22 protein-coding genes are annotated in these 22774 nt (G+C 41.4%); 14 read left to right on the top strand and 8 right to left on the bottom strand.

Translation table 11 applies throughout. The annotated features are described in order from the left end of the window. The first annotated feature begins 105 nt into the window (after positions 1-105). Complete coding sequence (locus F947_RS00540) at positions 106-744, top strand: acetoacetate decarboxylase family protein (RefSeq protein ID WP_026438449.1); 639 nt, start codon at positions 106-108, stop codon at positions 742-744. 40 nt (positions 745-784) lie between these two features. On the opposite strand, the gene F947_RS00535 is transcribed toward F947_RS00540, so the two are convergent. After that, entirely contained in the window at positions 785-1858 is a 1074-nt protein-coding gene (locus F947_RS00535; protein ID WP_004969816.1) for an alpha/beta hydrolase, read from the bottom strand. 220 nt (positions 1859-2078) lie between these two features. On the opposite strand from F947_RS00535, the gene F947_RS00530 reads away from it, so the two are divergent. The 5 genes from F947_RS00530 (at position 2079) to F947_RS00510 (ending at position 7405) form a co-directional block, all read left to right on the top strand. Continuing rightward, positions 2079-2558, top strand: coding sequence for a DUF3523 domain-containing protein (locus tag F947_RS00530; RefSeq protein ID WP_004969813.1), 480 nt, complete (start codon positions 2079-2081; stop codon positions 2556-2558). Between the two features lie 566 nt (positions 2559-3124). After that, positions 3125-3697 (top strand): nucleotide exchange factor GrpE, encoded by a 573-nt coding sequence (gene grpE / locus F947_RS00525; RefSeq protein WP_256732321.1) that lies wholly within the window; start codon positions 3125-3127, stop codon positions 3695-3697. 121 nt (positions 3698-3818) lie between these two features. After that, a complete protein-coding gene (dnaK, locus tag F947_RS00520) occupies positions 3819-5753 on the top strand; it encodes a molecular chaperone DnaK (protein ID WP_004969809.1) in 1935 nt (644 codons plus the stop codon). 219 nt (positions 5754-5972) lie between these two features. Beyond that, a complete protein-coding gene (locus tag F947_RS00515; RefSeq protein WP_004969807.1) occupies positions 5973-6887 on the top strand; it encodes a matrixin family metalloprotease in 915 nt (304 codons plus the stop codon). Between the two features lie 140 nt (positions 6888-7027). After that, a complete protein-coding gene (locus tag F947_RS00510) occupies positions 7028-7405 on the top strand; it encodes a hypothetical protein (protein ID WP_162164695.1) in 378 nt (125 codons plus the stop codon). Between the two features lie 70 nt (positions 7406-7475). On the opposite strand, the gene F947_RS00505 is transcribed toward F947_RS00510, so the two are convergent. The 4 genes from F947_RS00505 to F947_RS00490 all read right to left on the bottom strand — a co-directional run bounded on the left by F947_RS00505 (position 7476) and on the right by F947_RS00490 (position 11656). Then, positions 7476-8762 (bottom strand): lytic murein transglycosylase, encoded by a 1287-nt coding sequence (locus F947_RS00505; protein ID WP_004969803.1) that lies wholly within the window; start codon positions 8760-8762, stop codon positions 7476-7478. 678 nt (positions 8763-9440) lie between these two features. Beyond that, complete coding sequence (locus tag F947_RS00500) at positions 9441-10562, bottom strand: 5-(carboxyamino)imidazole ribonucleotide synthase (protein ID WP_004969802.1); 1122 nt, start codon at positions 10560-10562, stop codon at positions 9441-9443. Positions 10563-10576: 14 nt separating this feature from the next. After that, complete coding sequence (gene purE, locus F947_RS00495; RefSeq protein WP_004969800.1) at positions 10577-11089, bottom strand: 5-(carboxyamino)imidazole ribonucleotide mutase; 513 nt, start codon at positions 11087-11089, stop codon at positions 10577-10579. 225 nt (positions 11090-11314) lie between these two features. Continuing rightward, entirely contained in the window at positions 11315-11656 is a 342-nt protein-coding gene (locus F947_RS00490; protein ID WP_004969799.1) for a DMT family protein, read from the bottom strand. A 240-nt stretch (positions 11657-11896) separates the two neighbouring features. Between F947_RS00490 and mpl the strand changes: the two genes are divergently transcribed. Both mpl and F947_RS00480 read left to right on the top strand, forming a co-directional pair. After that, positions 11897-13267 carry a UDP-N-acetylmuramate:L-alanyl-gamma-D-glutamyl-meso-diaminopimelate ligase gene (gene mpl / locus F947_RS00485; RefSeq protein ID WP_004969796.1) on the top strand — a complete coding sequence of 457 codons (1371 nt, stop codon included), beginning with the start codon at positions 11897-11899 and terminating at the stop codon, positions 13265-13267. Positions 13268-13505: 238 nt separating this feature from the next. Then, on the top strand, positions 13506-14591 hold the full coding sequence (locus F947_RS00480) for a zinc-dependent alcohol dehydrogenase family protein (RefSeq protein ID WP_004969794.1): 1086 nt from the start codon (positions 13506-13508) through the stop codon (positions 14589-14591). Positions 14592-14752: 161 nt separating this feature from the next. Here F947_RS00480 and F947_RS00475 read toward each other — a convergent pair whose 3' ends face one another. After that, the gene (locus F947_RS00475) at positions 14753-15034 is read right to left on the bottom strand and encodes a GNAT family N-acetyltransferase (RefSeq protein WP_004969793.1); all 282 of its coding nucleotides are present in this window, start codon (positions 15032-15034) and stop codon (positions 14753-14755) included. 398 nt (positions 15035-15432) lie between these two features. Between F947_RS00475 and F947_RS00470 the strand changes: the two genes are divergently transcribed. The 4 genes from F947_RS00470 to F947_RS00455 all read left to right on the top strand — a co-directional run bounded on the left by F947_RS00470 (position 15433) and on the right by F947_RS00455 (position 19100). Next, the gene (locus tag F947_RS00470) at positions 15433-16398 is read left to right on the top strand and encodes a TerC family protein (RefSeq protein ID WP_004969791.1); all 966 of its coding nucleotides are present in this window, start codon (positions 15433-15435) and stop codon (positions 16396-16398) included. Positions 16399-16559: 161 nt separating this feature from the next. Continuing rightward, on the top strand, positions 16560-17900 hold the full coding sequence (guaD, locus tag F947_RS00465) for a guanine deaminase (RefSeq protein ID WP_004969789.1): 1341 nt from the start codon (positions 16560-16562) through the stop codon (positions 17898-17900). A 217-nt stretch (positions 17901-18117) separates the two neighbouring features. Next, the gene (gene hpt, locus F947_RS00460; protein WP_004969787.1) at positions 18118-18645 is read left to right on the top strand and encodes a hypoxanthine phosphoribosyltransferase; all 528 of its coding nucleotides are present in this window, start codon (positions 18118-18120) and stop codon (positions 18643-18645) included. Between the two features lie 197 nt (positions 18646-18842). Beyond that, positions 18843-19100: a GlsB/YeaQ/YmgE family stress response membrane protein gene (locus F947_RS00455; protein WP_004969785.1), complete on the top strand. Its 258-nt coding sequence runs from the start codon at positions 18843-18845 to the stop codon at positions 19098-19100. A 174-nt stretch (positions 19101-19274) separates the two neighbouring features. Here the strand turns inward: F947_RS00455 and F947_RS00450 are convergent, their stop codons facing one another. Next, the gene (locus F947_RS00450; RefSeq protein ID WP_373685345.1) at positions 19275-19922 is read right to left on the bottom strand and encodes a DsbC family protein; all 648 of its coding nucleotides are present in this window, start codon (positions 19920-19922) and stop codon (positions 19275-19277) included. A gap of 172 nt (positions 19923-20094) precedes the next feature. Beyond that, positions 20095-21048, bottom strand: coding sequence for a CDF family Co(II)/Ni(II) efflux transporter DmeF (dmeF, locus tag F947_RS00445; protein ID WP_004969782.1), 954 nt, complete (start codon positions 21046-21048; stop codon positions 20095-20097). 58 nt (positions 21049-21106) lie between these two features. Here dmeF and F947_RS00440 point away from each other — a divergent pair, with 58 nt between their 5' ends. After that, complete coding sequence (locus tag F947_RS00440; RefSeq protein WP_004969779.1) at positions 21107-21373, top strand: metal/formaldehyde-sensitive transcriptional repressor; 267 nt, start codon at positions 21107-21109, stop codon at positions 21371-21373. 103 nt (positions 21374-21476) lie between these two features. Next, on the top strand, positions 21477-22664 hold the full coding sequence (locus tag F947_RS00435) for an MFS transporter (RefSeq protein WP_004969777.1): 1188 nt from the start codon (positions 21477-21479) through the stop codon (positions 22662-22664). Positions 22665-22774 lie beyond the last annotated feature (110 nt).

Here is a 22774-nt window from a genome sequence, read left to right as displayed (position 1 = left end):
CCTTAGTTAAATCAAACGACACTTCATGTCGTGTCGCTTATATCTCTGACCTGAAGGACAGAGTTTTTCGCTCCATTTGATAAAAATAATTCAGATCAGAGCCGACTGTGTCCAGCACCTTGGCAACTTCAAGGTGAAGCCTATATTTTAAATTATTGGCTCAGCCCACAATTTTTAAAACAGGCACAACCTTTTGGCTTAACACCTTCTTTTTTAGGACGTCTTGTTCAAGTCATGTGGGTACGTTATAACGCTAGCCCCATTGGTGCTTACGATGAGCTGCTGATTTTAGATCATCCTTTATTTAGGCAGCGTCGTTTATCTACTATTCCTAAAATTTTCGTTTCAACCGAGTCTTCTGTGCAACACGGACAACAGCTTTGGGGTATTCCGAAAGAACTGGCAAGCTTTGATTGGGATATTCAAGATCGACAGATGAGTTGCAAAATACAACACGCAGATTTGCAATTCGCCATTCAACTTGAAAAATGCAATACGCAACGTAGCTTTATTGATAGTCATTACATCCCTGCTGCGCTTTTAAAAATTCAGCAAACATGGCAAGGGAAATCTTATCAATTTAATCCTTCTTTTCGCGGCAGATTAATCCCACTCAAACATGCGTCTTGGCAATCGAATCCAAGTTTGTTTCCTGATTTTAATCAGGCACGCTTCATCAATGGTTTTTACGTGCCTGAGTTCGAACTGACTTTTCCAGAAGCCGAAATCTCTACTCTGGTTTAACCGTTCCACGTGAAACAGATTAACAAAGACAACCCAAGGTTTAGCTACGTGGTCGATCCCAAAATTTTCTAAAGTTTTTACACATTTCAATGCTGATTTTTTTGGCGCGACGCGACACAAAGGTCATGCTAATAAAACCATGTGTTTGATCTAAATATTCTACATATTTTACCGTGACAGCATGTTGACGTAATTTATGTGCATAAATTTCAGCTTCATCATGCAAAACGTCATGCCCTGCTGTGACCACAAAGGCAGGCGCTAGTTTTTTCAATTTGCCAAAAGTTGGCGAAATGATTGGATCATCCAAAGCGACCTGATGCTGTGTGACATAGTGCTGTGTGACAAAATCAACATCTTGCCCCGTCAGCACCAAACCATCTTTATAAGCAAAGAATGAAGGATGGCGACTCTTAAAATCTAAGGCTGGATAAATTAAAAATTGTGCGTCAGGTGCATAGGCTGAATGAGCACTACGCTGTGCAACCACCGCTGCAATATTACCACCCGCACTATCGCCTGCCACCGCTATGCGATTTTTTAAAATTTTCATTTCTCGACGATGTTGATATGCCCATGCCAAAGCATCTTCACAGACTTGAATAATCTGCTGTGGACTAGCTTCAGGCGCGAGTGGATATTCCACACTCAACACTTGTGCATGGGCATGTACCGCCATTAAGCGGCAAAATTCGTCATGACTGTCTAAACCACCCACCACAAAACCACCACCATGATAAAACACGATTAAAGGCAATTTTTTATGTGGTGCAGGATGATAATAACGCGCTGCGATATTGCCACTGGCTAAGTTTAAACGGATTTCTTCAACTCGTTTGACCGCAGTTGGAGTGCTCAGAATAGATTGCATTTGTCGATCAAATGCCTGTCTAGACTGTACAGGGTCAGCACCAATAAAACCAATTTTCCCTTGTTTTAATTGTGCCGCCATCATGCATTTAATAAATGGATCAAGGTCTGGATAATGATACGGATAACCCAAAGCTTGAGCCAAAGTATGATGTACTCGACTTGGTAACTTATTTAATGCACGTGCAGCAGCACCTTGTCCTTTGTGCAATTTATTTTTGAGAGATGAATTCAAAATTTGCATGCCTGTTCCTTTTAATATGTCTGCATGATTTGCCTAAACGCTTCATAATTTCTTCATGATCAACAGCACAGTGACCATTTTGTTATACAAGTGCTTCAATCGTTATACACATTCAAATTACCTATACGCTACCCTGCTTTTATGACGCTGTCATTGACACTATTGCGGTCTATGATTGATGTTTCAGACAAATTTACCTCATCGGCTCAGGAGGCAGAGCATGACAAAAAAATTGATCTTACTTTCGTGCGCAACTGCCATTTTAGCCGTAGGTTGCGTGGTCGTGCCTGACGAAGGTTACTACGATGGACGATATGAGCCACGCTATGACCGTCGCTATGATGATGATCATCGACGGTATGACAATGATCGGCAGCGTTGGGAATATCAACAAGGTAAAAATCGGGTTGAGTTAGAGCGTCGTAAACGTGAACTAGAACGTCGTGAATGGGAACAAAAACGACAACAGCAATTACAGCAACAACGCTATGAACAAGAGCGACAACGCTTAGCAGAGCAACGCAAACGCTTATCGGAACAGCAGCGTAAACAGCTAGAGCAAAAGCGTAAGCAGCAAATTGAAGCTAAACAAAAAAAGCGTGAGGAAGCACGTAAACGCTGGCAACAACAACGTGATGCACAACAAAAGCGCTGGCAGGAAAACCGTAAAGACCGTGAACAACGACGTGATCGTGATTGAGTCTTGCAGCAAAGCAAAACAAATGAGGTAAAAAAAGGGCTTATTCAGAAGTTAGATAAGCCCCGAAAACACATTTAGCAATACACAAGAAACTACAGCGATATAGCATCTATGCGCAAAGAATAAGCAGTGTTAGGTTTTGTGTAAAATATATAATTACTCTCGATTAAGCTGTTTTAGCGATTAATCAACCAAAACTTAAAAACTCTAATCATACGCATGCACAATATAGTGAACAAACACCCAGTCGAATCCTGTTGATAAAACAGTGTTTTTAGCTATCTCCGTAATAAAAGCACTGGTTTAGCTGAATAATCAGCTCCCTATTACCATACTTTTTTAAACAAAAAAATATTATAAGTTTCAAAGTTTAATTTGCTTCATTCATCCGCCGACATCTTGATTCAAAATGTATTGTTTTGACCAAATTTCATGGCAATGAAAATTAATCTACTGGCACGCTTGAATTTTGCCTGCCCTGCCCCGATTTCTTAGCTAATTACGAACTTCTCTAACCATGGCAGTTCAGCAATAACGCAGTTAGCACTGACGCCAAAGGACTGTACATGTTTAAAAACCCATTTAAACGGAGTAAATCAATGGCAACTGAGCAGAACGAACAAACTCAAGACCTTGAGCAAGAGCAGACGGAACAACAAACAGCGCAAGATACTGAGCAAGCAGAAGTTTCCGTTGAGTCTTTACAAGAACAACTGAGCAAACTTGAAGAAAACCTAAAATTGGAAAAAGCACGTACTGCCAATGCAGTTTACGAAGCGGAAAAAACCAAAGAGCGTTTAGAACGTGAAGCAGATACAGCTAAAAAGTTTGCTTTAGAAAAGTTTGCTAAAGAATTATTGGATTCTGTAGACAACCTTGAGCGTGCTATTGCCGCCAATGGTGATGAAAAAACTGCCTTGTCTGAAGGTGTGGAACTGACCTTGAAATCATTACTGACCACTTTAGAAAAGTTTGGTGTGGTGGTGATTGATACAGCCAATGGTTTCAATGCAGACCTGCATCAAGCCGTAGGGATTGATCCAAATGCAAAAGCCAATGAAATTGGCAACGTATTACAAAAAGGCTACACCTTACATGGTCGCTTACTCCGCCCTGCAATGGTGATGGTTGGCGCTTAAGCCTTATAAAATCGAGAGTTGATAAAAAATTTTCATCTAAACAACTTGAAAAATTTTGATTGGCTCTCATATCGAATAACAAGTGAAAACATTGCAAAAGAATTTTTGAGGAAACATCCAAATGGCTAAAATCATTGGTATTGACTTAGGTACAACTAACTCATGTGTAGCGGTACTTGAAGGCGACAAAGTTAAAGTAATTGAAAACGCAGAAGGCGCACGTACAACTCCATCTATTATTGCTTATAAAGATGGCGAAATTCTTGTAGGTCAATCTGCAAAGCGTCAGGCTGTAACTAACCCGAAAAACACATTATTCGCAATTAAGCGTTTGATTGGTCGTCGTTATGAAGACCAAGCGGTACAAAAAGACATTGGTCTTGTGCCTTACAAAATCATCAAAGCAGACAATGGCGATGCTTGGGTTGAAGTGAATGACAAGAAACTTGCACCACAGCAAATTTCTGCAGAAACTTTGAAAAAGATGAAAAAGACTGCCGAAGATTATTTGGGCGAAACAGTTACTGAAGCCGTGATTACTGTACCTGCGTACTTTAACGATGCACAGCGCCAAGCAACCAAAGATGCGGGTAAAATTGCAGGCTTAGAAGTTAAACGTATCATCAACGAACCAACTGCTGCTGCGCTTGCATTTGGTATGGACAAGAAAGAAGGCGACCGTAAAGTTGCTGTATATGACTTGGGTGGTGGTACTTTTGACGTATCGATCATTGAAATTGCAGACCTTGATGGCGACCAACAAATTGAAGTGTTATCAACCAACGGTGATACCTTCCTTGGTGGTGAAGACTTTGACAATGCCTTGATCGAATACTTGGTTGAAGAGTTCAAAAAAGAGCAAAACTTCAACTTGAAACAAGATCCATTGGCATTACAACGTCTGAAAGAAGCGGCTGAGAAAGCAAAAATCGAGCTTTCATCTTCAAATGCGACTGAAATCAACTTGCCATATATCACTGCAGACGCAACAGGTCCGAAGCACTTGGTGATGAACGTGACTCGCGCCAAACTTGAAGGTTTGGTTGCTGATTTAGTCGCTCGTACCATTGAGCCATGTAAAGTTGCGCTACAAGATGCAGGACTTTCAACTTCTGACATCTCTGACGTGATTTTGGTGGGTGGTCAATCACGTATGCCACTTGTACAACAAAAAGTACAAGAATTCTTTGGCAAAGAGCCACGTAAAGACGTAAACCCAGACGAAGCTGTTGCAATTGGTGCAGCAATTCAGGGTGCCGTATTGTCTGGTGACAAAACTGACGTATTGCTTCTAGACGTAACTCCGTTAACGCTTGGTATTGAAACTATGGGTGGCGTGTTGACGCCAATCATTGAGAAAAACACCACGATTCCTGCGAAGAAATCTCAAGTGTTCTCAACAGCGGCAGACAACCAGCCTGCAGTAGACATTTCAGTTTACCAAGGTGAGCGTAAAATGGCTCAACAAAACAAATTGTTGGGTAACTTCCAATTAGGTGACATTCCACCAGCGCCACGCGGTGTGCCACAAATTGAAGTTTCGTTCGACATTAACGCTGACGGTATCTTGAAAGTGTCTGCAAAAGACAAGAGCACAGGCAAAGAACAATCGATTCAAATTAAAGCAAACTCTGGTTTGAGCGATGCTGAAATTGAAGCGATGATTAAAGATGCTGAAGCAAATGCTGAAGAAGACCGTAAGTTTGAAGAACTTGCAAAAGCACGTAACGAAGCGGATGCTTTAGTTTCTTCTGCTCAAAAAGCAGTAAAAGACCTTGGTGAACAAGTGACTGCCGATGAAAAAACTGCGATTGAAACTGCAGTCACTGAGCTTGAAGCGACAACCAAAGAAAATGATGTAGATGCAATCAAAGCAAAAACTGAAGCATTGCAAAACATCATCATGCCAATTACGCAACGTGCGTATGAAGCTGCACAAGGTCAAGGCGGTGCACAAGGTTTCGACCCAAATGCATTTGGCGGTGACGCAGGTCAAAAAGCCGATGATGGCGTAGTCGATGCTGAATTCACTGAAGTCAAAGATGATAAAAAATAATTTGTCGCTTTAACGCACATCAAAAACCGCGCTGCAAGCAATTGCAGCGCGGTTTTTCTTTTCGATATCCATACACTGACTTCAAGATTTAAATGAAAGAGCACAGACAATTGGACGCTCAACCGAGTACAATAGATAAAATGATGCTCTAACTGCAAATAGATTGAGTTTCTGCCCTACTTTCGGCTACAGTAAACCCAAAAAAGGATGCCGCTAGCAATGCGTTTGTTTCTATTGGGTGCAATCATACTGTTTTCTATCTTGCTGATTTATCAAAATATTCAACATCCTCATACACGACACAATACTGCACTAGATCATTTAAAACATCCTTTAGATACTCGCTTACGTTATCGTATTGCTGAAGTCGATCCGCGTTTTGGCTTAAGCCATGCCGATTTACTACAACTGAGTCAGGAAGCCACCCATATTTGGAAACAAGGGACGGGACAAGATTATTTTGTATATGACCCGAACGCCAAGCTCGCCATTCACTTGATTTATGATCAACGTCAAGATGAATCAAACCAACGCCAACAACAACTTACAGCCATTGAACAACGCCAACAACACTGGAACAATCAAAACCAAAATATTCAAGCACTAAAACAAGAAATTGCAGATAAAAATCAACAACTTGATGCAAAAAAAATGCTATTTGAACAACAACTTGAACAATACAATCGTCAAGTACAGCAAATTAACCAAAGTGGTGGGCTACATCCTTCGCAACAGGAAATTTTTGCAGCCAAAAAACAAGAAATCCAGCAACACATGTGGAGTTTAGAACACGAAATAGCGCAATTTAATCAGCAAATTAACCAGCTCAATCAACAAGTCGATGCCCTCAATCAACTTAATCAAGACATTGATGTATCCATCCAGCAATTTAATGCACGTTTTCAACCACGTTTATTTGATAAAGGCAGCTTTGATGGTCAGGCCATTCGGATTTATGAGTTTCAATCTAAAGATGATTTACGTCTAACTTTGGCGCATGAATTTGGTCATGCTTTGGGTTTAGCACACCATAACGACCCTTATGCCTTAATGTATCCAATGCTAAAAGATCAGCAGTTGCAGAATTTCCAACTGCGCCCTGCCGATCTCGATTTACTCCATGCACGGCATTGAGCAATCTGGCAAACTGAAGTGACTAAAACACAAAACTCCCCTCACCCTGTACGATAGTTGCATATCCATTACACGTGCAAAGGCAGCAAATTTACTCATTTCATGTTATTGTGAAGGCTCTGTATAACCCTGAACGATCTGTGGAGATTCATGTGAGTTACTACCATATCCTGATTGAAGTAAATGACCACATCAGCACGATTGAACAAAGCCGTGATATCGAAATTTTTGATATTGTTGAGCTTCAACCTTGTCTCCACTCGATTTTATTGCCGTATTTTAATGAGCAAGTGATTGAACTTGAAGATGAAAATATTGAATACAAAGATATTTTGCATCTTGAGGTTAGACAGACCTTATTACCAATTGAACACCTGATTGAAGAAGAACAGCGTTTGCTGCCAAGTGATACCGACATCACCATTTCAGCTTATGAAATTTTTAATAACAAAGAATTAAGCCAAGATGTCACGACTGTGATTTTTGATTTGCTTGAAGCAGTGAAAATTGAACCTTAATCCCCTGTTTTAAGACAAAAATTAAAAAGGTCTGCACATTTGCAGACCTTTTTTATGCAATCGCAACAACTTATTGCATCATTTGTTTGGCCGCTTCATTACGAAACGCTCTTAAAATTTGCTGCCCTGCCCGACCTGTTGCAGCCAAGCCGAGTCGAGTCTGTTCCTGACGAATCGCTTGACGGGTTTTGTCGCCAATTAAACCATCCACTTCACCAATGTCATAACCACGACTTAACAAAAAGCGTTGAATTTCACGGCGTTCTGCGCGGGATGTACCTGCATCATCGGTTGGCCAAGCGGTGCGGAATGCAGACTGCCCCATTAAACGATCTGATAAATGCGCAATCGCTAAGGCATAACTTTCTGCTGCGTTATAGCTATAAATGGCATCGAAGTTTCTAAACACTAAGAATACAGGGCCATTCGCACCTGCAGGTGCCATCAAGCCTGCCTGACTACTGCCCGATAAATTGCCCTGAATTAATGCCGAACCATCTGCACGAGTCAACCCACGATTAACCCAACTGCTGAGGGATTTTTTATTGCGTCGCCCTTCACCACTCAAAGACATGCCTGCAGGCACTTTGACTTCAAAGCCCCACGGCTGCCCTGTTTGCCAGCCGCGACGTTTTAAAAAGTTAGCGGTGGAAGCCAAAGCATCTGGAATACTAGATACTAAGTCACGGCGACCATCACCATCAAAATCGACCGCCAACTCATCATAGGTCGATGGCATAAACTGAGTATGCCCAAACGCCCCTGCCCATGAGCCTTTTAATTGTGATTCAGTGACATCACCACGTTGCAATAAACGCATGGTGGTAAAAAACTCACCTCGGAAATAGCTTTGACGGCGTCCTTCACAGCTCAAGGTACCTAGCGCTTGCAATAATGGATAGGATCCTGAAATCGCACCAAAGTTACTTTCTACACCCCAAACCGCCACTACGGTTTCTGCAGGTACGCCATAGGCTGCTGCAACACGATTGAGCACATCACGGTGCTGTGCCAATTTCTGCTGTCCTGCCTGCACGCGCTCATCATCGACCAAGCCTGAGAGATAATCCCAGATTGGCGTAGAAAATTCAGGTTGGTAATTTAAACGCTCAATGACGGAATAATCTGGGCTGAGATTTTGAGTATAGCGATCATAACTGCTGCCACTCACCCCTTTGGCAATGGCTTGGCTGCGTAAGTTGGCCAAACAACTTTGAAAATGGTTTTGTGGTTGAAAATTTGCAGATGTACTGACCGTTGGTGTTACGGTGACAGATTTTCCATTGATAATTAGTTCTGCCTGAACCTGAGTAGCTGCCATTGCAGCTGTCGCAAAAATCACAGCGAAACGATGCATAATACCCTTTGATGTGTTTTGAATTTAAATCTTGGCTTTACCATAACACCTTCAGCCACAGAGATCAGATGAAAATCTGTAACTTTAAATTCATTTACACAGTTTTAAATTCATTTTCTCGTTTTAAATTTAAAACACTTATCCACAAGTACGGCATCTCACATTTTTAAATTCAAAATCACAACACATGATAAGACTTTTAAATTTAAAAGTTTAAATTCAAATTAAACCAACCCAAGTTATCCACAAAACACGACATTCACTGCATATTTACGATGTATTACTTTGAATTTAAAAGTAGCTTTTTAAATTTAAAGATCAAAAGAGCCGCTACTTTATTTAAATTCAAAACTGCAGATCTATCTTTAAATTCATTTCTGATATTTAAATTCAAAGTTGAAGCATCGCTTTAAATTTAAAACGCGCTATTTGAATTTAAAGTTTTGAATTCATAATTATCATCTGTTTCCCATCAGACTTGTGCGCATTTTTATTTTAAGTATTGCTTTGCTACGGTGATGGTTGCTTATTCAGCCTGATCTATCTTAATCAACCTAAAATTACAGCGTCAATCCTAGACAGATTAACGGTAGAACACCTTAAAAATGGGCAGAATAAAAAATGTGAGAGCATAAAAAAGCGCTCATCGTGATGAGCGCTTTGGCGTCATTTTTAAATTTACAAGCTCATATCAGCACTGAGCGCCAATGGATTTGGCAAAATTTTTGCCAATTGGCGGCATAAATCTGTCAACTCAGCAGCATCATTCGGCATTAAAGTAATATGCCCAATTTTACGACCTTCACGCTCAGTTTTATTGTACAAATGCAAATGTGCGCCATTCAATGCCAACACATCTTCAGTTTTGGGATGCTGACCAATAATATTGACCATCACCGTTGGACGTACCACTTCAGTTGAGCCTAACGGTAAACCTGCTACAGCACGAATATGGTTCTCAAACTGCGAACACACCGCGCCTTCAATTGACCAGTGACCTGAGTTATGCACACGAGGTGCCATCTCGTTGGCATACAAGCCCTTGTCAGTGACAAATAGCTCTAACGTCAACACACCTACATAATTCAAGTGATTGAGCAGGCGAGTGATATAGTCTTGTGCCGCAGGCTGCAAGTCAGCGCTGTTTGGTGCAGGGACAATCGAATGCGACAAAATACCGTTGTGATGATGGTTTTCTGCCAATGGCCAAGTTTTTACTTCACCATTTTGACCACGCACCGCAATAATAGATACTTCACGTGAAAAAGTAACAAAACTTTCTGCGATCAAGCTGCCTGCAGGGCCAAGTTCTGCCCATGCTTGTTCAATCTGATCTGCACTGCGCAAGACAAACTGACCTTTGCCATCATAGCCGCCTGTTGCGGTTTTTAGCACAATTGGCAGACCAAGTTCAGTTACAGCAGCCTGTAAACTTTCCAGCGAGTTGACCGCTTTATACGGCGCAACAGGAATCGCCAATTCATCAAATAAGCCTTTTTCCAGCAAGCGGTTTTGGGCAATTGCCAAAGCCTGACGTGGTGGATGCAAGTCTTTGTGCTTAATCAATACATCAACATCAGCCAACGGAGTATTTTCAAACTCAAGGCTGAATACATCGGCACTGTGTATAAAATCTTGTAGGCTATTTTCGCTTTTGCTGGCAAAAACCTGACCCAAGGTTGCCGCTGGGCAATCTGGACTGGCTTCAAAAAAGGTACATTGAATATTTAAGGGTAAAGCCGCTTGTGCCATCATGCGACCCAATTGACCGCCACCAAAAATACCGATGGTCTTATCCATAGTAATTGTCCCGCTTAAGCCTGACCTGGAATATTGTTGCTTGAAACTTTCTCAGTTTGCGCGGCACGGAAATTGACAACATTTTGTGCAATCTCTGGACGGGTTAAACCTAAAATTTGGGCTGCCATAATTGCCGCATTGGTTGCTCCCGCAGGACCAATAGCCAATGTACCTACCGCAATACCCGCAGGCATTTGCACAATTGAAAGTAATGAATCGACACCATTTAAAATTGAAGATTTCACTGGCACACCTAAAACAGGTAAATCAGTTTTAGCTGCACACATACCTGGTAAGTGTGCGGCACCACCAGCGCCTGCAATAATCACCTGAATGCCACGATCACGCGCTTGTTCAGCATATTCAAATAAGCGATCTGGGGTACGGTGTGCAGAAACGACTTCCGCTTCAAATGGGACACCAAGCTGCTTCAGCATATTGGCAGTGTGTTCGAGAGTTGCCCAATCCGATTGAGAACCCATGATAATTCCAACGAGAGGAGCGTCTTGTGCAGCGGCCGCGTTCATTACAAATATTCCAGAAACGAAACTAAGGAAAGAGAAATTCAGGCGAGAAAGCCAAGCTTGAATAAGAACTCCACATTATAGACTGATTTTTCGACTTGTTAAAATTGAACACGGCGACTCAACCGACTTTTTTGATTATTTTTATCTGGTTATTTTCTAATAATTAACCACAGGCTCACACCATTGCAGCTACGCGAGTTGTTTAAGCCATGCAAAAGCACCATTTTAAGATGCTCGAAACACAAAATATACGCAGCCACATAAACATAAAGCTGCCCATAAATAATCCAGTTTAAAAGGTTGCTTAAACAAAAAAATCATAAACGGGACAAACACCAATAAAGTCACAACTTCTTGGGTAATTTTCATTTGACCTACCGCCCAGCCATGCTGCGCCAGCAAACGGGTAGCAGGAATCATCAAACTGTATTCAAACAGGGCGATCACCCAACTGAATAAAATAGCCTGCCACAGCGGCGCATCATGTGGTAAAAACTTGAGATGACCATACCACGCCAAGGTCATAAAACAGTTTGCAACCACCAAAAGTAAAAATGCTGAAGACATTGTGTCGTACTATCTTAAAAATTCAGTTTTATTTTACGAGCTATTTGCCATGAAAAATGCAAGAGCAGCAATTTTTTACATCGTTTGGCGCAGATTCAGCGCTGAAAAATCCCTGAAATGAGATACAAGAATCACTATCTTTTCGCCAAAACCCTTGCTATCGTTGCTTCAAATCAAATTAATCACGACAACAGCACAAAAATACGTGATGTGTCTATAAAAGCAGTGGAGTAAGGCGGAATGCATCTGCATATTTTGGGTATTTGTGGCACATTTATGGGCTCTTTGGCACTTTTGGCCCGCGATTTAGGACATACCGTCACAGGTTCAGACCAAAACGTCTATCCACCGATGTCGACTCAACTGGAAAATGCAGGCATTACCTTAATGCAAGGTTATGACCGCAGCCATTTACAACCGCATCCTGATTTAGTGATTGTGGGCAATGCCATGAAACGTGGGATTGATGCGGTTGAATATATGCTGAATGCTGGTTTGCCGTATATTTCTGGCCCGCAATTTTTGGCCGATCATGTCTTGCAAGGCAAACACGTACTGGGCGTTGCAGGCACGCACGGCAAAACCACCACCACCACCATGTTGGCGTGGGTATTGGATCAGGCAGGCTTAGAACCGGGCTTTTTAATTGGCGGCGTTCCTTTAGGCTTTAGTGAAAGTGCACGTTTGGGTGCAGGCAAGTATTTCTGTGTCGAAGCCGATGAATACGACTCTGCGTTTTTTGATAAACGCTCCAAGTTCGTACATTACCATCCTAAAACCGCCATTTTAAATAACCTTGAATTTGACCATGCCGATATTTTTGATGATTTGGCCGCAATTCAAAAACAATTCCATCATTTGGTGCGTACCATCCCAAGTGAAGGGCGCATTATTGCCCCAATTACAGAAACCCATATTGATGAAGTGTTAGAAATGGGTTGCTGGACACCTGTGCTACGTACTTCGCTCAATGCAGATCCACAAGCGGAACTGTATGCAGAACAACTTGCAGCAGATGGTTCACATTTTAAAGTTCTGAAAAATGGTGTGCTACAAGGTGAAGTGCGCTGGAATATGACTGGGCAACACAGTGTCGCCAATGCCTTGGCAACCATCGCCGCAGCAGAGCATGTTGGGGTTGCAATTGAAACCGCATGTGCAGCGCTGTCCAATTTTGGTGGGGTGAAACGCCGTATGGAGTTATTAGGCACCATACGCGGCATTGAAGTCTATGATGACTTTGCCCACCATCCAACCGCAATTGAAACCACACTGGACGGCGCACGTAAGCGTTTGGGTGAGCGTAAGCTTTGGGCGATTATTGAACCACGTTCCAACACCATGCGCATGGGCAGTCATAAAGAGGGCTTGGCAGATTCAGCACGTTTGGCGGATGCTGTGATTTGGTATCAACCTGAAGGTTTAGACTGGGATTTACAGCCTGTGGTTGCGGCTGCTCGCAATCATGCGGTGGTGGCCAATACTTTGGATGAAATTATTCAAAAAATCGTGAGCCAAGCAGGTGAGGGCGATGCAGTGGTGATTATGTCAAATGGTGGATTTGGTGGTTTACATCAAAAACTCATTCAAGCGTTGCAACACACGGCTTAAAATCGCTTAAACTGATTTAAAACTCTTTCAAAAAAAATCCCCTGTTTTTGGCAAAAAATAGGGGATTTTTATATTAATTATAAATTTATATATTATAATTATTAAAAGCAACAATACTGCTCATGAACTTGTCATCTTGACCTGTTACTTTAAAAAGATTACATCCTGCGAGCATGACGGTTGCTACAGGTTGGCTGCTGGATGTCTTTCATCATCATTACTAAGAAGGATGGTCACAATGTCAAAAACAATGAAAGCCATGGTCTACCACGGCGCCAATGATATTCGTTTTGAAGAACGCCCACGTCCAGAAATTTTACAACCAACAGATGCCGTGATTCGTCTCACCAAAACTACCATTTGCGGTACTGACTTAGGTATTTGGAAGGGTAAAAACCCAGAAATTCAAGACACTGCAGTTGCCAAGACAGGGCAATTTGATGGCCGTATTTTAGGTCACGAAGGCATCGGGATTGTTGAAGAAGTCGGTTCGGCAGTCAAAAATTTCAAAAAAGGCGACAAGGTGATTATTTCTTGTGTCAGCCGTTGTGGTACTTGTGAAAACTGTCAAAAACAACTCTATGCACACTGCCAAAATGAAGGCGGTTGGATCATGGGATATATGATTGATGGTACTCATGCTGAATATGTCCGTACTCCATTTGCAGACACTTCTTTATATTTGCTGCCTGAAGGTTTAAATGAAGAAGTTGCGGTTTTCTTGTCTGATGTATTGCCAACTTCACATGAAATTGGTGTGCAATACGGCAATGTTAAACCTGGTGATACCATTGCAATTGTGGGTACAGGTCCAATTGGCATGGGTTGTCTGCTTACCGCACAGTTCTATTCTCCTGCACAAATTATTGCAGTTGATATGGATGATAACCGCTTGGCGATGGCAAAAGAGTTGGGTGCAACCTATACCATTAACTCTGCCAAAGAAGATGCGGTACAACGTATTTTAGAGATTACAGGTGGTCGCGGGGTAGACTGTGCCATGGAAGCTGTAGGTGTCGAAGCCACTTGGGATATTTGCCAAAATGTCGTGAAAGAGGGCGGACATATTGCCAATGTGGGCGTACATGGTAAGTCGGTAAATTTTGAGTTAAACAAACTCTGGATTAAAAACCTGACCATCACTACGGGTTTGGTGAATACCAATACGACAGGTATGCTGTTAAAAACCTGCTGTTCAGGCAAATTACCTTTAGAAAAACTGGCAACGCACCATTTTAAATTCTCTGAATTTGAAAAAGCCTATGATGTGTTTAAACATGCTTCAGATGAAAATGCCATGAAAGTGATGATTAATTACGAATAATCTTGGCTTAACTATGTTACAAAAAAGCCAATCTACGCGCTGTGGATTGGCTTTTTTGGGCTTTTATAATATTTTCAAGAAAATTTTAGACTGCACGACAGACGAAGTCTGCATGCTGTTTTAATACCAACACATTAGATTATTTCAACGTAGAAAGACTTTTAAGCCACGACATCAGCATATTGTGTATCTGTTTCAAAAGCCGTCTCAATATAAGAGCACACGGGTACAATTTTTAGCTGCTTTTCACGTGCAAAGGCGACCAAAATATCTAATAGCTGACGGGCAACCCCTTGACCTCGTAATGTCAGATCGACCCAAGTGTGATCTGCTAAAATAGTGTGATCATCTTGATATTGATAAGTAATTTCAGCGATATGCCGACCATCTCGTTCAATAAAAAACTCGCCACCGCGTTGGGTTTCTTGATGTTGAATTTGCATAAGTCCACCTATCAAACTAAATCTATTTTTTCAATTTGCCACACTCTTTACGAAATATTGTGCTGAATTTGTACAAATTAAAGTGATTTACCATACAGAATAAATTGCACAACACTTAAAATTATGTAATTCTTTACGCAGATTTAGGCAGCGTCCTAATCCCAAATTATGTTGAACAAGGGGAGTAGCCTCCTCCAAGCGTTAAAATATAACTTTAACGTGTCAGCGTTTCGTCATTACACTTTGCAAAAAGTCGGACGCTGAGCATAGTGCACATACTTGTTGATACAAGTCCGCTCTATGTAGGCAAGACCTTGATCATGTTGTTACAGATGTTTGAAATCATCTGACAACAGGTCAAGGTTTTTTTGTGGCCAGTTGTTGGATGTGGAGATTGTATGGAATCCATCGGCAATTTATGGCTATATCTGGTCTTTTTTGCAATTGTTGCAGTCATGCTCGCCATTGACTTCTTAGGCTTTAAACAAAAAGCAGGCGAATCGGTCAAAGTCAAAACCGCTGCGTATTGGAGTATCGCCTGGGTCAGTGTGGCAGCTTTATTTGGTGGCGGTTTATGGCTGTATCTTAAACACAGCGTTGGGCTAGAACTCGCCAACACCAAAGTCATGGAATACTTTGCGGGTTATTTGCTGGAAAAATCACTGGCGATTGATAATGTATTCGTTTGGTTGATGATCTTCGCCGCATTCGCCATCCCACCGGGCTTACAGCGTAAAATTTTACTCTACGGCGTACTGGGCGCAATTATTCTCAGAACCATTTTTATTTTTATTGGAGCTTGGTTTGTACAAGAATTCTCCTGGATTTTGTATATTTTTGGCGCATTTTTGGTCTACACAGGCTTTAAATTCTTAAAAGGTCCAGAGCAAGAAGCCAGCAATATTGAAGATATGGCGTTGTTGAAATGGCTACGCAAACACATGCGTATTACCCCAACACTGGAAAAAGATCAGTTTTTTGTGCGCCAAAATGGTGTACTTTGGGCAACGCCATTATTTTTAGTTTTAATTTTGGTCGAAGCATCTGACGTTATTTTTGCCGTGGATTCTATCCCTGCAATTTTTGCCGTGACTACCGATCCGTTTATTGTACTCACTGCAAATCTTATGGCTATTTTGGGCTTACGTGCCATGTTTTTCTTGCTCTCAGGCGCAGCCACTAAAATGCATTATTTACCGTATGGACTGGGTTTAATTTTACTATTTATTGGCTTTAAAATGCTGATGTTAGATGTATTCCACATGCCTATCTGGATTTCACTCGGCTTTATTGTACTTGTGCTGACAATCACTGCGTGGTTATCAATTCGACATAGTCGAAAACACCATGAAACCACATTATAAAATTTAATAATCCCCACCATCGTTGCAAGCCTTCTTTCGAGAGGGCTTTTTTATATCAATTGAGCTAAGTTTTAATTTACCGTACGATAAATTTTATCATACTGCTACAAGCCACATTTAAGGTACAATCTCTTGAAAAAATGAAAAATGTAGGTTGTTTTATGCCATCTCCTGTACAACGCACCGCAATTCGTGGTCGCTTTCTTGATTTCAAAAACTGTACCAGCCAAGCCGATCAAATTTCAGAACAAGTCCGTTATGTAGACGATGGCTTGTTAATTTGCGAACAAGGCAAAATTCAGTGGTTTGGTTCATGGCAAGAAGGGCAGGCACAGCTAAACGCCAACACTGAGTTCCAACATTATCCTGACCATCTCATTGTGCCTGGCTTCATCGACACCCATATTCATTTTCCACAGACTGAAATGATTGGCGCGTATGGTGAACAATTACTGGAATGGCTGAATACTTATACTTTTCCGACTGAACTGCAATTTGCAGATAAAGCCTATGCTGATCAGATTGCACAATTTTTTGTGCAGGAATTACTGAAAAATGGCACCACCACAGCTTTGGTGTTTTGTACGGTACATCCTGAATCGGTAGATGCGTTGTTTGAAGCGGCAGCACAACATCAAATGCGTTTAATTGCAGGTAAAGTGCTGATGGATCGGCATGCACCTGAAGTATTGTGTGACAGTGCAGACTCAGGCTATACAGACTCTAAAGCGTTGATTGAAAAATGGCATGGAAAAGGACGTAATCTCTACGCGATTACGCCACGTTTTGCACCGACTTCTAGCCCTGAGCAACTGGCGCGGGCAGGGCAACTCAAAGCCGAATATCCCGATGTTTATGTACATACCCATTTAAGTGAAAATCACAATGAAATTGCGTGGGTGAAACAATTATTTCCAGAGCAAAATGGATATTTAGATGTTTATCATCACTATGGTTTAACAGGTTCACGTTCGGTTTTTGCGCATTGTGTGCATTTAGAAGAACATGAATGGCAATGTCTGCATCATACCGATTCTGCAATTGCCTTTTGTCCAAGCTCCAATTTATTTTTGGGCAGCGGTTTATTTCCGCTGCATAAAACTTGGGAGCGACAGGTGAAGGTCGGTTTAGGTACAGATATTGGCGCAGGCACCACGTTTAATGTACTGCATATCCTCAATGAAGCCTATAAAGTACAACAACTGCAAGGGGCAAAACTCTCTGCTTTTGAAGCGTTGTATCACGCCACATTAGGTGCTGCCAAAGCTTTGGACTTAGACGATAAGCTGGGGAATTTTAAGGTAGGCAAAGAAGCCGATTTTGTGGTGCTGGATTTAAATGCCACCGCTTTACAACGCTTACGACAACAACGTTCCAAACATCTTGAAGATGCATTATTTGCCCTCATTACTTTAGCAGATGACCGTAATATTCATGCGACCTATATTTATGGACAACGTGCCTACTACCAACCCAATCAAAACTCAGCAGCAGGTGGCTAAACCTGCGCAATCCTCGTATATAAAACCCATCGGATGGGCAATGCTGATACTCGGTTGTGCTTTGTTGTTACGCTCAGATTCTCACTCAGCACAAAAATGATGCTATTTTAACCATGCAAGCACGTGCAACATCGCGCAAGATATATTAAAATTAGCGCATATTTTGGGGTGTTGCAGGTCAACACCTTTTTTATTTTTGCTTTTTAGGTATCTACCCATGACAGTTGAAATGCAGGTTTTGATTTCTGCAGAAGAAATCCAAACAAAAGTTCAGGAACTTGGTCAAAAAATTAATGCTCACTATGCCAATAGCGACAAAGAGTTGGTTTTAATTGGCTTATTACGTGGTTCTGTATTGTTCATGGCAGATTTATGCCGCACCATTCAAAAGCCGCATGAACTGGATTTTATGACTGTATCCAGCTACGGCGGAGGTACTGTGTCATCGCGTGATGTGAAAATTTTAAAAGATTTGGATGGTGAAATTCGCGGTAAAGATGTCTTGGTGGTTGAAGATATTATCGACTCGGGCAACACCCTAAATAAAGTGATGGAAATTTTGCAAACCCGTGAGCCAAATTCAATTGAGCTGTGTACCTTAATTAGCAAGCCATCACGCCGTGAAATTGAGCTTGAAGTTAAATTTATGGGCTTTGAAATTGAAGATAAGTTTATTGTCGGTTATGGCTTGGATTATGACCAAAAATATCGTCATATTCCGTTTATTGGCGAAATTGGCTTATAAAACAAATACGCCTCGCTTTAAAAAAGTGATCGTTTCAGATCACTTTTTTTTATGGCTGAAATTTGCATTTCATCTATCTAACAGGACAAAAACACTACATGCTGTAGCATTATTCGACTATTTTCCTTGGGATTTTTCGGCAAAGATAAGTCTGAAACATGATGTAAAACATAAACAAAGATAACAAGGAGCTGCTCATGTGGTCATTAATTGTCGCAATTGTGGTGGGTTTTATTGCAGGTCTAATCGCCCGCGCGATTCATCCTGGAGATGATAAAGCAGGGTTTATTGTCACCACCTTACTTGGGATTGCAGGGTCTTTATTGGCAACCTATGCAGGGCGTATGATGGGATTGTACGGTGATGGTTCTGCCGCAGGCTTTATTGCCTCCATCATTGGTGCGCTGATTATTCTATTTATTTATAATACGTTCATGAAAAAATCGCGTGCTTAAATCCTGTATTAACGACTGTAATTTTTCAGTCAAACATCTTCTCTCTCAATAAAAAAACCGCCTAAAAATTGAGGCGGTTTTTTTATATCTACTTCGCAATCACAAATTTCAGGTTTGCTCCGATACACACTACACAATTTTAGTTGCCAATATCAGATAAAAAATTAGCCGTTCTTAAAGACCAAATTCTTTAAAAATCTGTTCAATTTGTGCCGCAGGATATGCTCCCATAACTTTAAAGCCATTCGAGAAAATAATCGCAGGCGTACCGTTTACACCTAAACGATGCGCTAAAACAATGTTGCGCTCCACAGGGTTGGCACAACTGCTTTGACTTGTAGGCAATTGTGCTTTTGTGATCAGGTTTTCCCAAGCAAGAGCAGGGTTTTTCTCACAATACACCTGTTTAGATGGCGCAACAGATTGCGCTTTTAACGGCAAAATAAAGGTATAGATTGTAATGTTGTCCAGCTTTTTCAGTTCAGCCTCAAGCTGTTTACAATATGGGCAATTTGGGTCAGAAAAGATCGCAATCTGACGTTTTCCCGTACCTCGCACACTTTTGATTGCATCTTGTAACGGTAACTTTTTCCAATCGACACTGTTTTGTTGGATCAATAAATCTTTGGTTAAGTTATGCTGATCCTTTAAACGAATCATTGAACCCGCCAAAATATGTTGTGCATCTTCATTCAAATACACCACTTGACCATCCATAGAGGCACTATAAACACCTTTCATTTCTGTGGCTTGAATATTGTCTAATTTCAGTTGCGGATGCTGTTGTTTGACATTTTTACTAACCGTTGCAACATCGGCCATGCTCACGGCGCTGCATAATCCCATTAAGGCAGCTAAACTCAATTGTTTAATCATGTGTTTTCATCTAAATAAAGTAAATTTAGCCTGATTCTAAGCTGAAAGATGCACAGAATTCAGCATTTTTAAGCCAGAATTACGCAATTGCTACAACTCATTTTTGCCATGCAACGCTTTAGGTTTCACGTGGAACATTCAAGTCTGATGGTGGATTAATTTCTACTGAAATATGGACAATTTCTTCATGAATGGCGAGAGCAGTGCGGACTTGATCTGCGTCTAAATCGTGTGCGGTTTCCAATGCCAAAATACAGGAAAATTTACCCTGTCCAACTTTCCAAACATGCAAGTCTGTAATCATCACACTGACTGGTAACTCTGCAATCACTTCACGAATTTCATCCACCACAGGATGATCCATTTCTGCATCCAGCAATGTTTTCCCTGTTTCCTGCATCAAACCTATTGCCCAACGCGCCACTAAAATTGAACCAACAATACCTAACAGTGCATCTAGAAAATCCCAGCCCCAATATTTACCCGCAATTAAAGCAATAATTGCAAAAATTGAAGTCACCGCATCTGCCACCACATGCATAAAGGCAGCTTTCTGATTTAGGTCATGGCTATCATGCGTATGCTCATGATGGTGATGGTGATGGTGATGGTGATGGTGATCATCTTCATGTAATAACCATGCACAAATCAAATTGACCAATAACCCTAAAATCGCAATTGGAATGGCTTGGTTATACTGAATATCAACAGGAAAAAATAAACGCTCGATAGAGTGAATTGCCATAAATGCAGCCACCACCACCAATAAAATGGCACTGCTATAGCCAGCTAAAATTTCAATTTTCCATGTACCAAAACTAAACCGCGTATCGGCTGCATAATGACGTGCTGCCCGATAGGCAAAATAAGCCAAACCTAGCGCCAGCATGTGTGAACTCATGTGCCAGCCATCTGCCAGCAAAGCCATGGAATGAAAAATCCAGCCACCCAAGATTTCCAAGAACATCATGACAGCCGTCAGCAAAGCCGCATATAATATTTTATTCTGCGCCAGCGGATTGCCTTGATCGAATTGATGTGGATGGATACGATGAGAGTGTTGCTGACGCATAATGGGAAATCATTGTTAAATATACTCTCCTAGAGTATATAGAAATTGAGGTGATGTGTTGGGTCATTTACATACAGATAAGAAAATTTTAAATCGCGTCAAACGTCTACAAGGGCAAATTGGGGCAGTGGAACAAGCACTTCACAATCCTGATCATGGCTGTATTGAAGTTTTACAACAAGTCGCAGCTATTAAAGGTGCGGTCAATGGTTTGATGAATGAGTTAATCGAATCGCATTTGCGTCATCATGTGATTGGTGATCAATGCGCGATTGATGAACATGAACTGGAAGAGTTTATGAAACTGCTAAAACGCTATGCTTAAACACAAATAGGCTTGACCAGATTCAAGGCTTGTCTTTACACTGAGTGATATTTCTCACTATATGAGACTAAACTCAAGAGTTTAGCCATCAATCGAGTTTTTTATGACTCAATCTCAATCTTGGCATCCTTTCGTGATGATCAGCCTCGCCCTGATTATTGGCACCATGGGCACGGCACTTGCAAGCCCGCTGTATCCAATTTATCAGGAATTGTGGCAGCTTTTACCCAGCCATATCACCTTTATTTTTGTGGCGTATATGCTCGGTTGTTTGGCTACCTTGCTCTTTTTAGGGCGTACCAGCAACAGTATCGGCTTCTTAAAAACCTTAGAATTGGGTTTAGTGATCATCACCCTCGGACTGATTCTGTCTATGTTTGCCACCAATGCACTTTGGCTTGCTTTGGGGCGTTTTGTGATTGGAATTGCTTCAGGTCTTATGACTACATCGGCGTTAATTGGCTTAATGTGGAGTATCCCCGAATCACATAAAGCACATGCGCCACAGCTCAGTTCAGTCATTACCGCAGTCGGGTTTGGCTTAGGTCCTTTGCTCGGTGGTGGTGTGGCACAATTTTCAGCAGCGCCTTTGTTTAGTCCATATATTCCTGTCATTTTGGGTGCAGTACTGTGTTTTATTGGATTGTTACGTTTAGCACCGCCTGAATTTACGCCACAAGCCTTCTCGATTGCCCCAAAATTAGAACGCCCAGAACCACGCTTTCATGCAGAATTTTATATTACAGGTTTAACCGCATTCTGTGCCTTTGCTGCCTTTAGTTTATTTGCTTCGCTCTCTCCCTCTTTTGTGCAAGTGATTATTCCGTGGCACGGGCCTTTGGTCAGTGGTTTGGCCATCACCTGTATTTTGCTGATTTCAGCGCTGGTGCAGTATTTTTCTAAAGCCATTCCTGCACAAAAATGTCTAAATTATGGGCTGTATTTGCTGTTATTGAGTTTATTGGTACTCGGTTTATGCATGTATTTACACTGGAGTTTTCTATTTTTTGTGAGTGATGTGCTGCTAGGCATAGGACACGGGTTGGCATTGATTGGCGCTTTTGGTTTAATTCATGCCATGACCAATCTGCAGAATCGTGCTGCAGTGATGTCGACCTATTTATTTATGGGCTATTTAGGCACGATTCTGCCAATTATTGCAGTCGGTTATCTGGCCGATCATTTCGGTTTAACCACCGCCGTACTTAGCTTTTGTGCAGCCATCTGCTTACTGTGTGGCTACATCATTATTTGGTATCGCCAGTTGCAGAACAAACCTGTTTTAGGATGAAGTTTCATCTAAACGACAAACTAAAATCAGGACAAGGTTTGGATCAGCTGAGTTTATTCAAATATTCAAACCTTGTAGATGAATGGGACTATGTCTTCTATTTTGATCTC

Origin of the sequence: Acinetobacter towneri DSM 14962 = CIP 107472 (genome assembly GCF_000368785.1) — a bacterium.
Lineage (GTDB): Bacteria > Pseudomonadota > Gammaproteobacteria > Pseudomonadales > Moraxellaceae > Acinetobacter > Acinetobacter towneri.
The sequence above is the reverse complement of the archived record's forward strand: the minus strand, read 5'-3'. Positions and strand labels throughout refer to the sequence as shown.

Bases quoted from the DNA above. Each gene is read 5' to 3' on its own strand.
- F947_RS00535 (WP_004969816.1), bottom strand. From the start codon at position 1,858: ATGCAAATTTTGAATTCATCTCTCAAAAATAAATTGCACAAAGGACAA.
- F947_RS00530 (WP_004969813.1), top strand. From the start codon at position 2,079: ATGACAAAAAAATTGATCTTACTTTCGTGCGCAACTGCCATTTTAGCC.
- grpE (WP_256732321.1), top strand. From the start codon at position 3,125: ATGTTTAAAAACCCATTTAAACGGAGTAAATCAATGGCAACTGAGCAG.
- dnaK (WP_004969809.1), top strand. From the start codon at position 3,819: ATGGCTAAAATCATTGGTATTGACTTAGGTACAACTAACTCATGTGTA.
- F947_RS00515 (WP_004969807.1), top strand. From the start codon at position 5,973: ATGCGTTTGTTTCTATTGGGTGCAATCATACTGTTTTCTATCTTGCTG.
- F947_RS00505 (WP_004969803.1), bottom strand. From the start codon at position 8,762: ATGCATCGTTTCGCTGTGATTTTTGCGACAGCTGCAATGGCAGCTACT.
- F947_RS00500 (WP_004969802.1), bottom strand. From the start codon at position 10,562: ATGGATAAGACCATCGGTATTTTTGGTGGCGGTCAATTGGGTCGCATG.
- purE (WP_004969800.1), bottom strand. From the start codon at position 11,089: ATGAACGCGGCCGCTGCACAAGACGCTCCTCTCGTTGGAATTATCATG.
- F947_RS00490 (WP_004969799.1), bottom strand. From the start codon at position 11,656: ATGTCTTCAGCATTTTTACTTTTGGTGGTTGCAAACTGTTTTATGACC.
- mpl (WP_004969796.1), top strand. From the start codon at position 11,897: ATGCATCTGCATATTTTGGGTATTTGTGGCACATTTATGGGCTCTTTG.
- F947_RS00480 (WP_004969794.1), top strand. From the start codon at position 13,506: ATGTCAAAAACAATGAAAGCCATGGTCTACCACGGCGCCAATGATATT.
- F947_RS00475 (WP_004969793.1), bottom strand. From the start codon at position 15,034: ATGCAAATTCAACATCAAGAAACCCAACGCGGTGGCGAGTTTTTTATT.
- F947_RS00470 (WP_004969791.1), top strand. From the start codon at position 15,433: ATGGAATCCATCGGCAATTTATGGCTATATCTGGTCTTTTTTGCAATT.
- guaD (WP_004969789.1), top strand. From the start codon at position 16,560: ATGCCATCTCCTGTACAACGCACCGCAATTCGTGGTCGCTTTCTTGAT.
- hpt (WP_004969787.1), top strand. From the start codon at position 18,118: ATGACAGTTGAAATGCAGGTTTTGATTTCTGCAGAAGAAATCCAAACA.
- F947_RS00455 (WP_004969785.1), top strand. From the start codon at position 18,843: ATGTGGTCATTAATTGTCGCAATTGTGGTGGGTTTTATTGCAGGTCTA.
- F947_RS00450 (WP_373685345.1), bottom strand. From the start codon at position 19,922: ATGGCCGATGTTGCAACGGTTAGTAAAAATGTCAAACAACAGCATCCG.
- dmeF (WP_004969782.1), bottom strand. From the start codon at position 21,048: ATGCGTCAGCAACACTCTCATCGTATCCATCCACATCAATTCGATCAA.
- F947_RS00435 (WP_004969777.1), top strand. From the start codon at position 21,477: ATGACTCAATCTCAATCTTGGCATCCTTTCGTGATGATCAGCCTCGCC.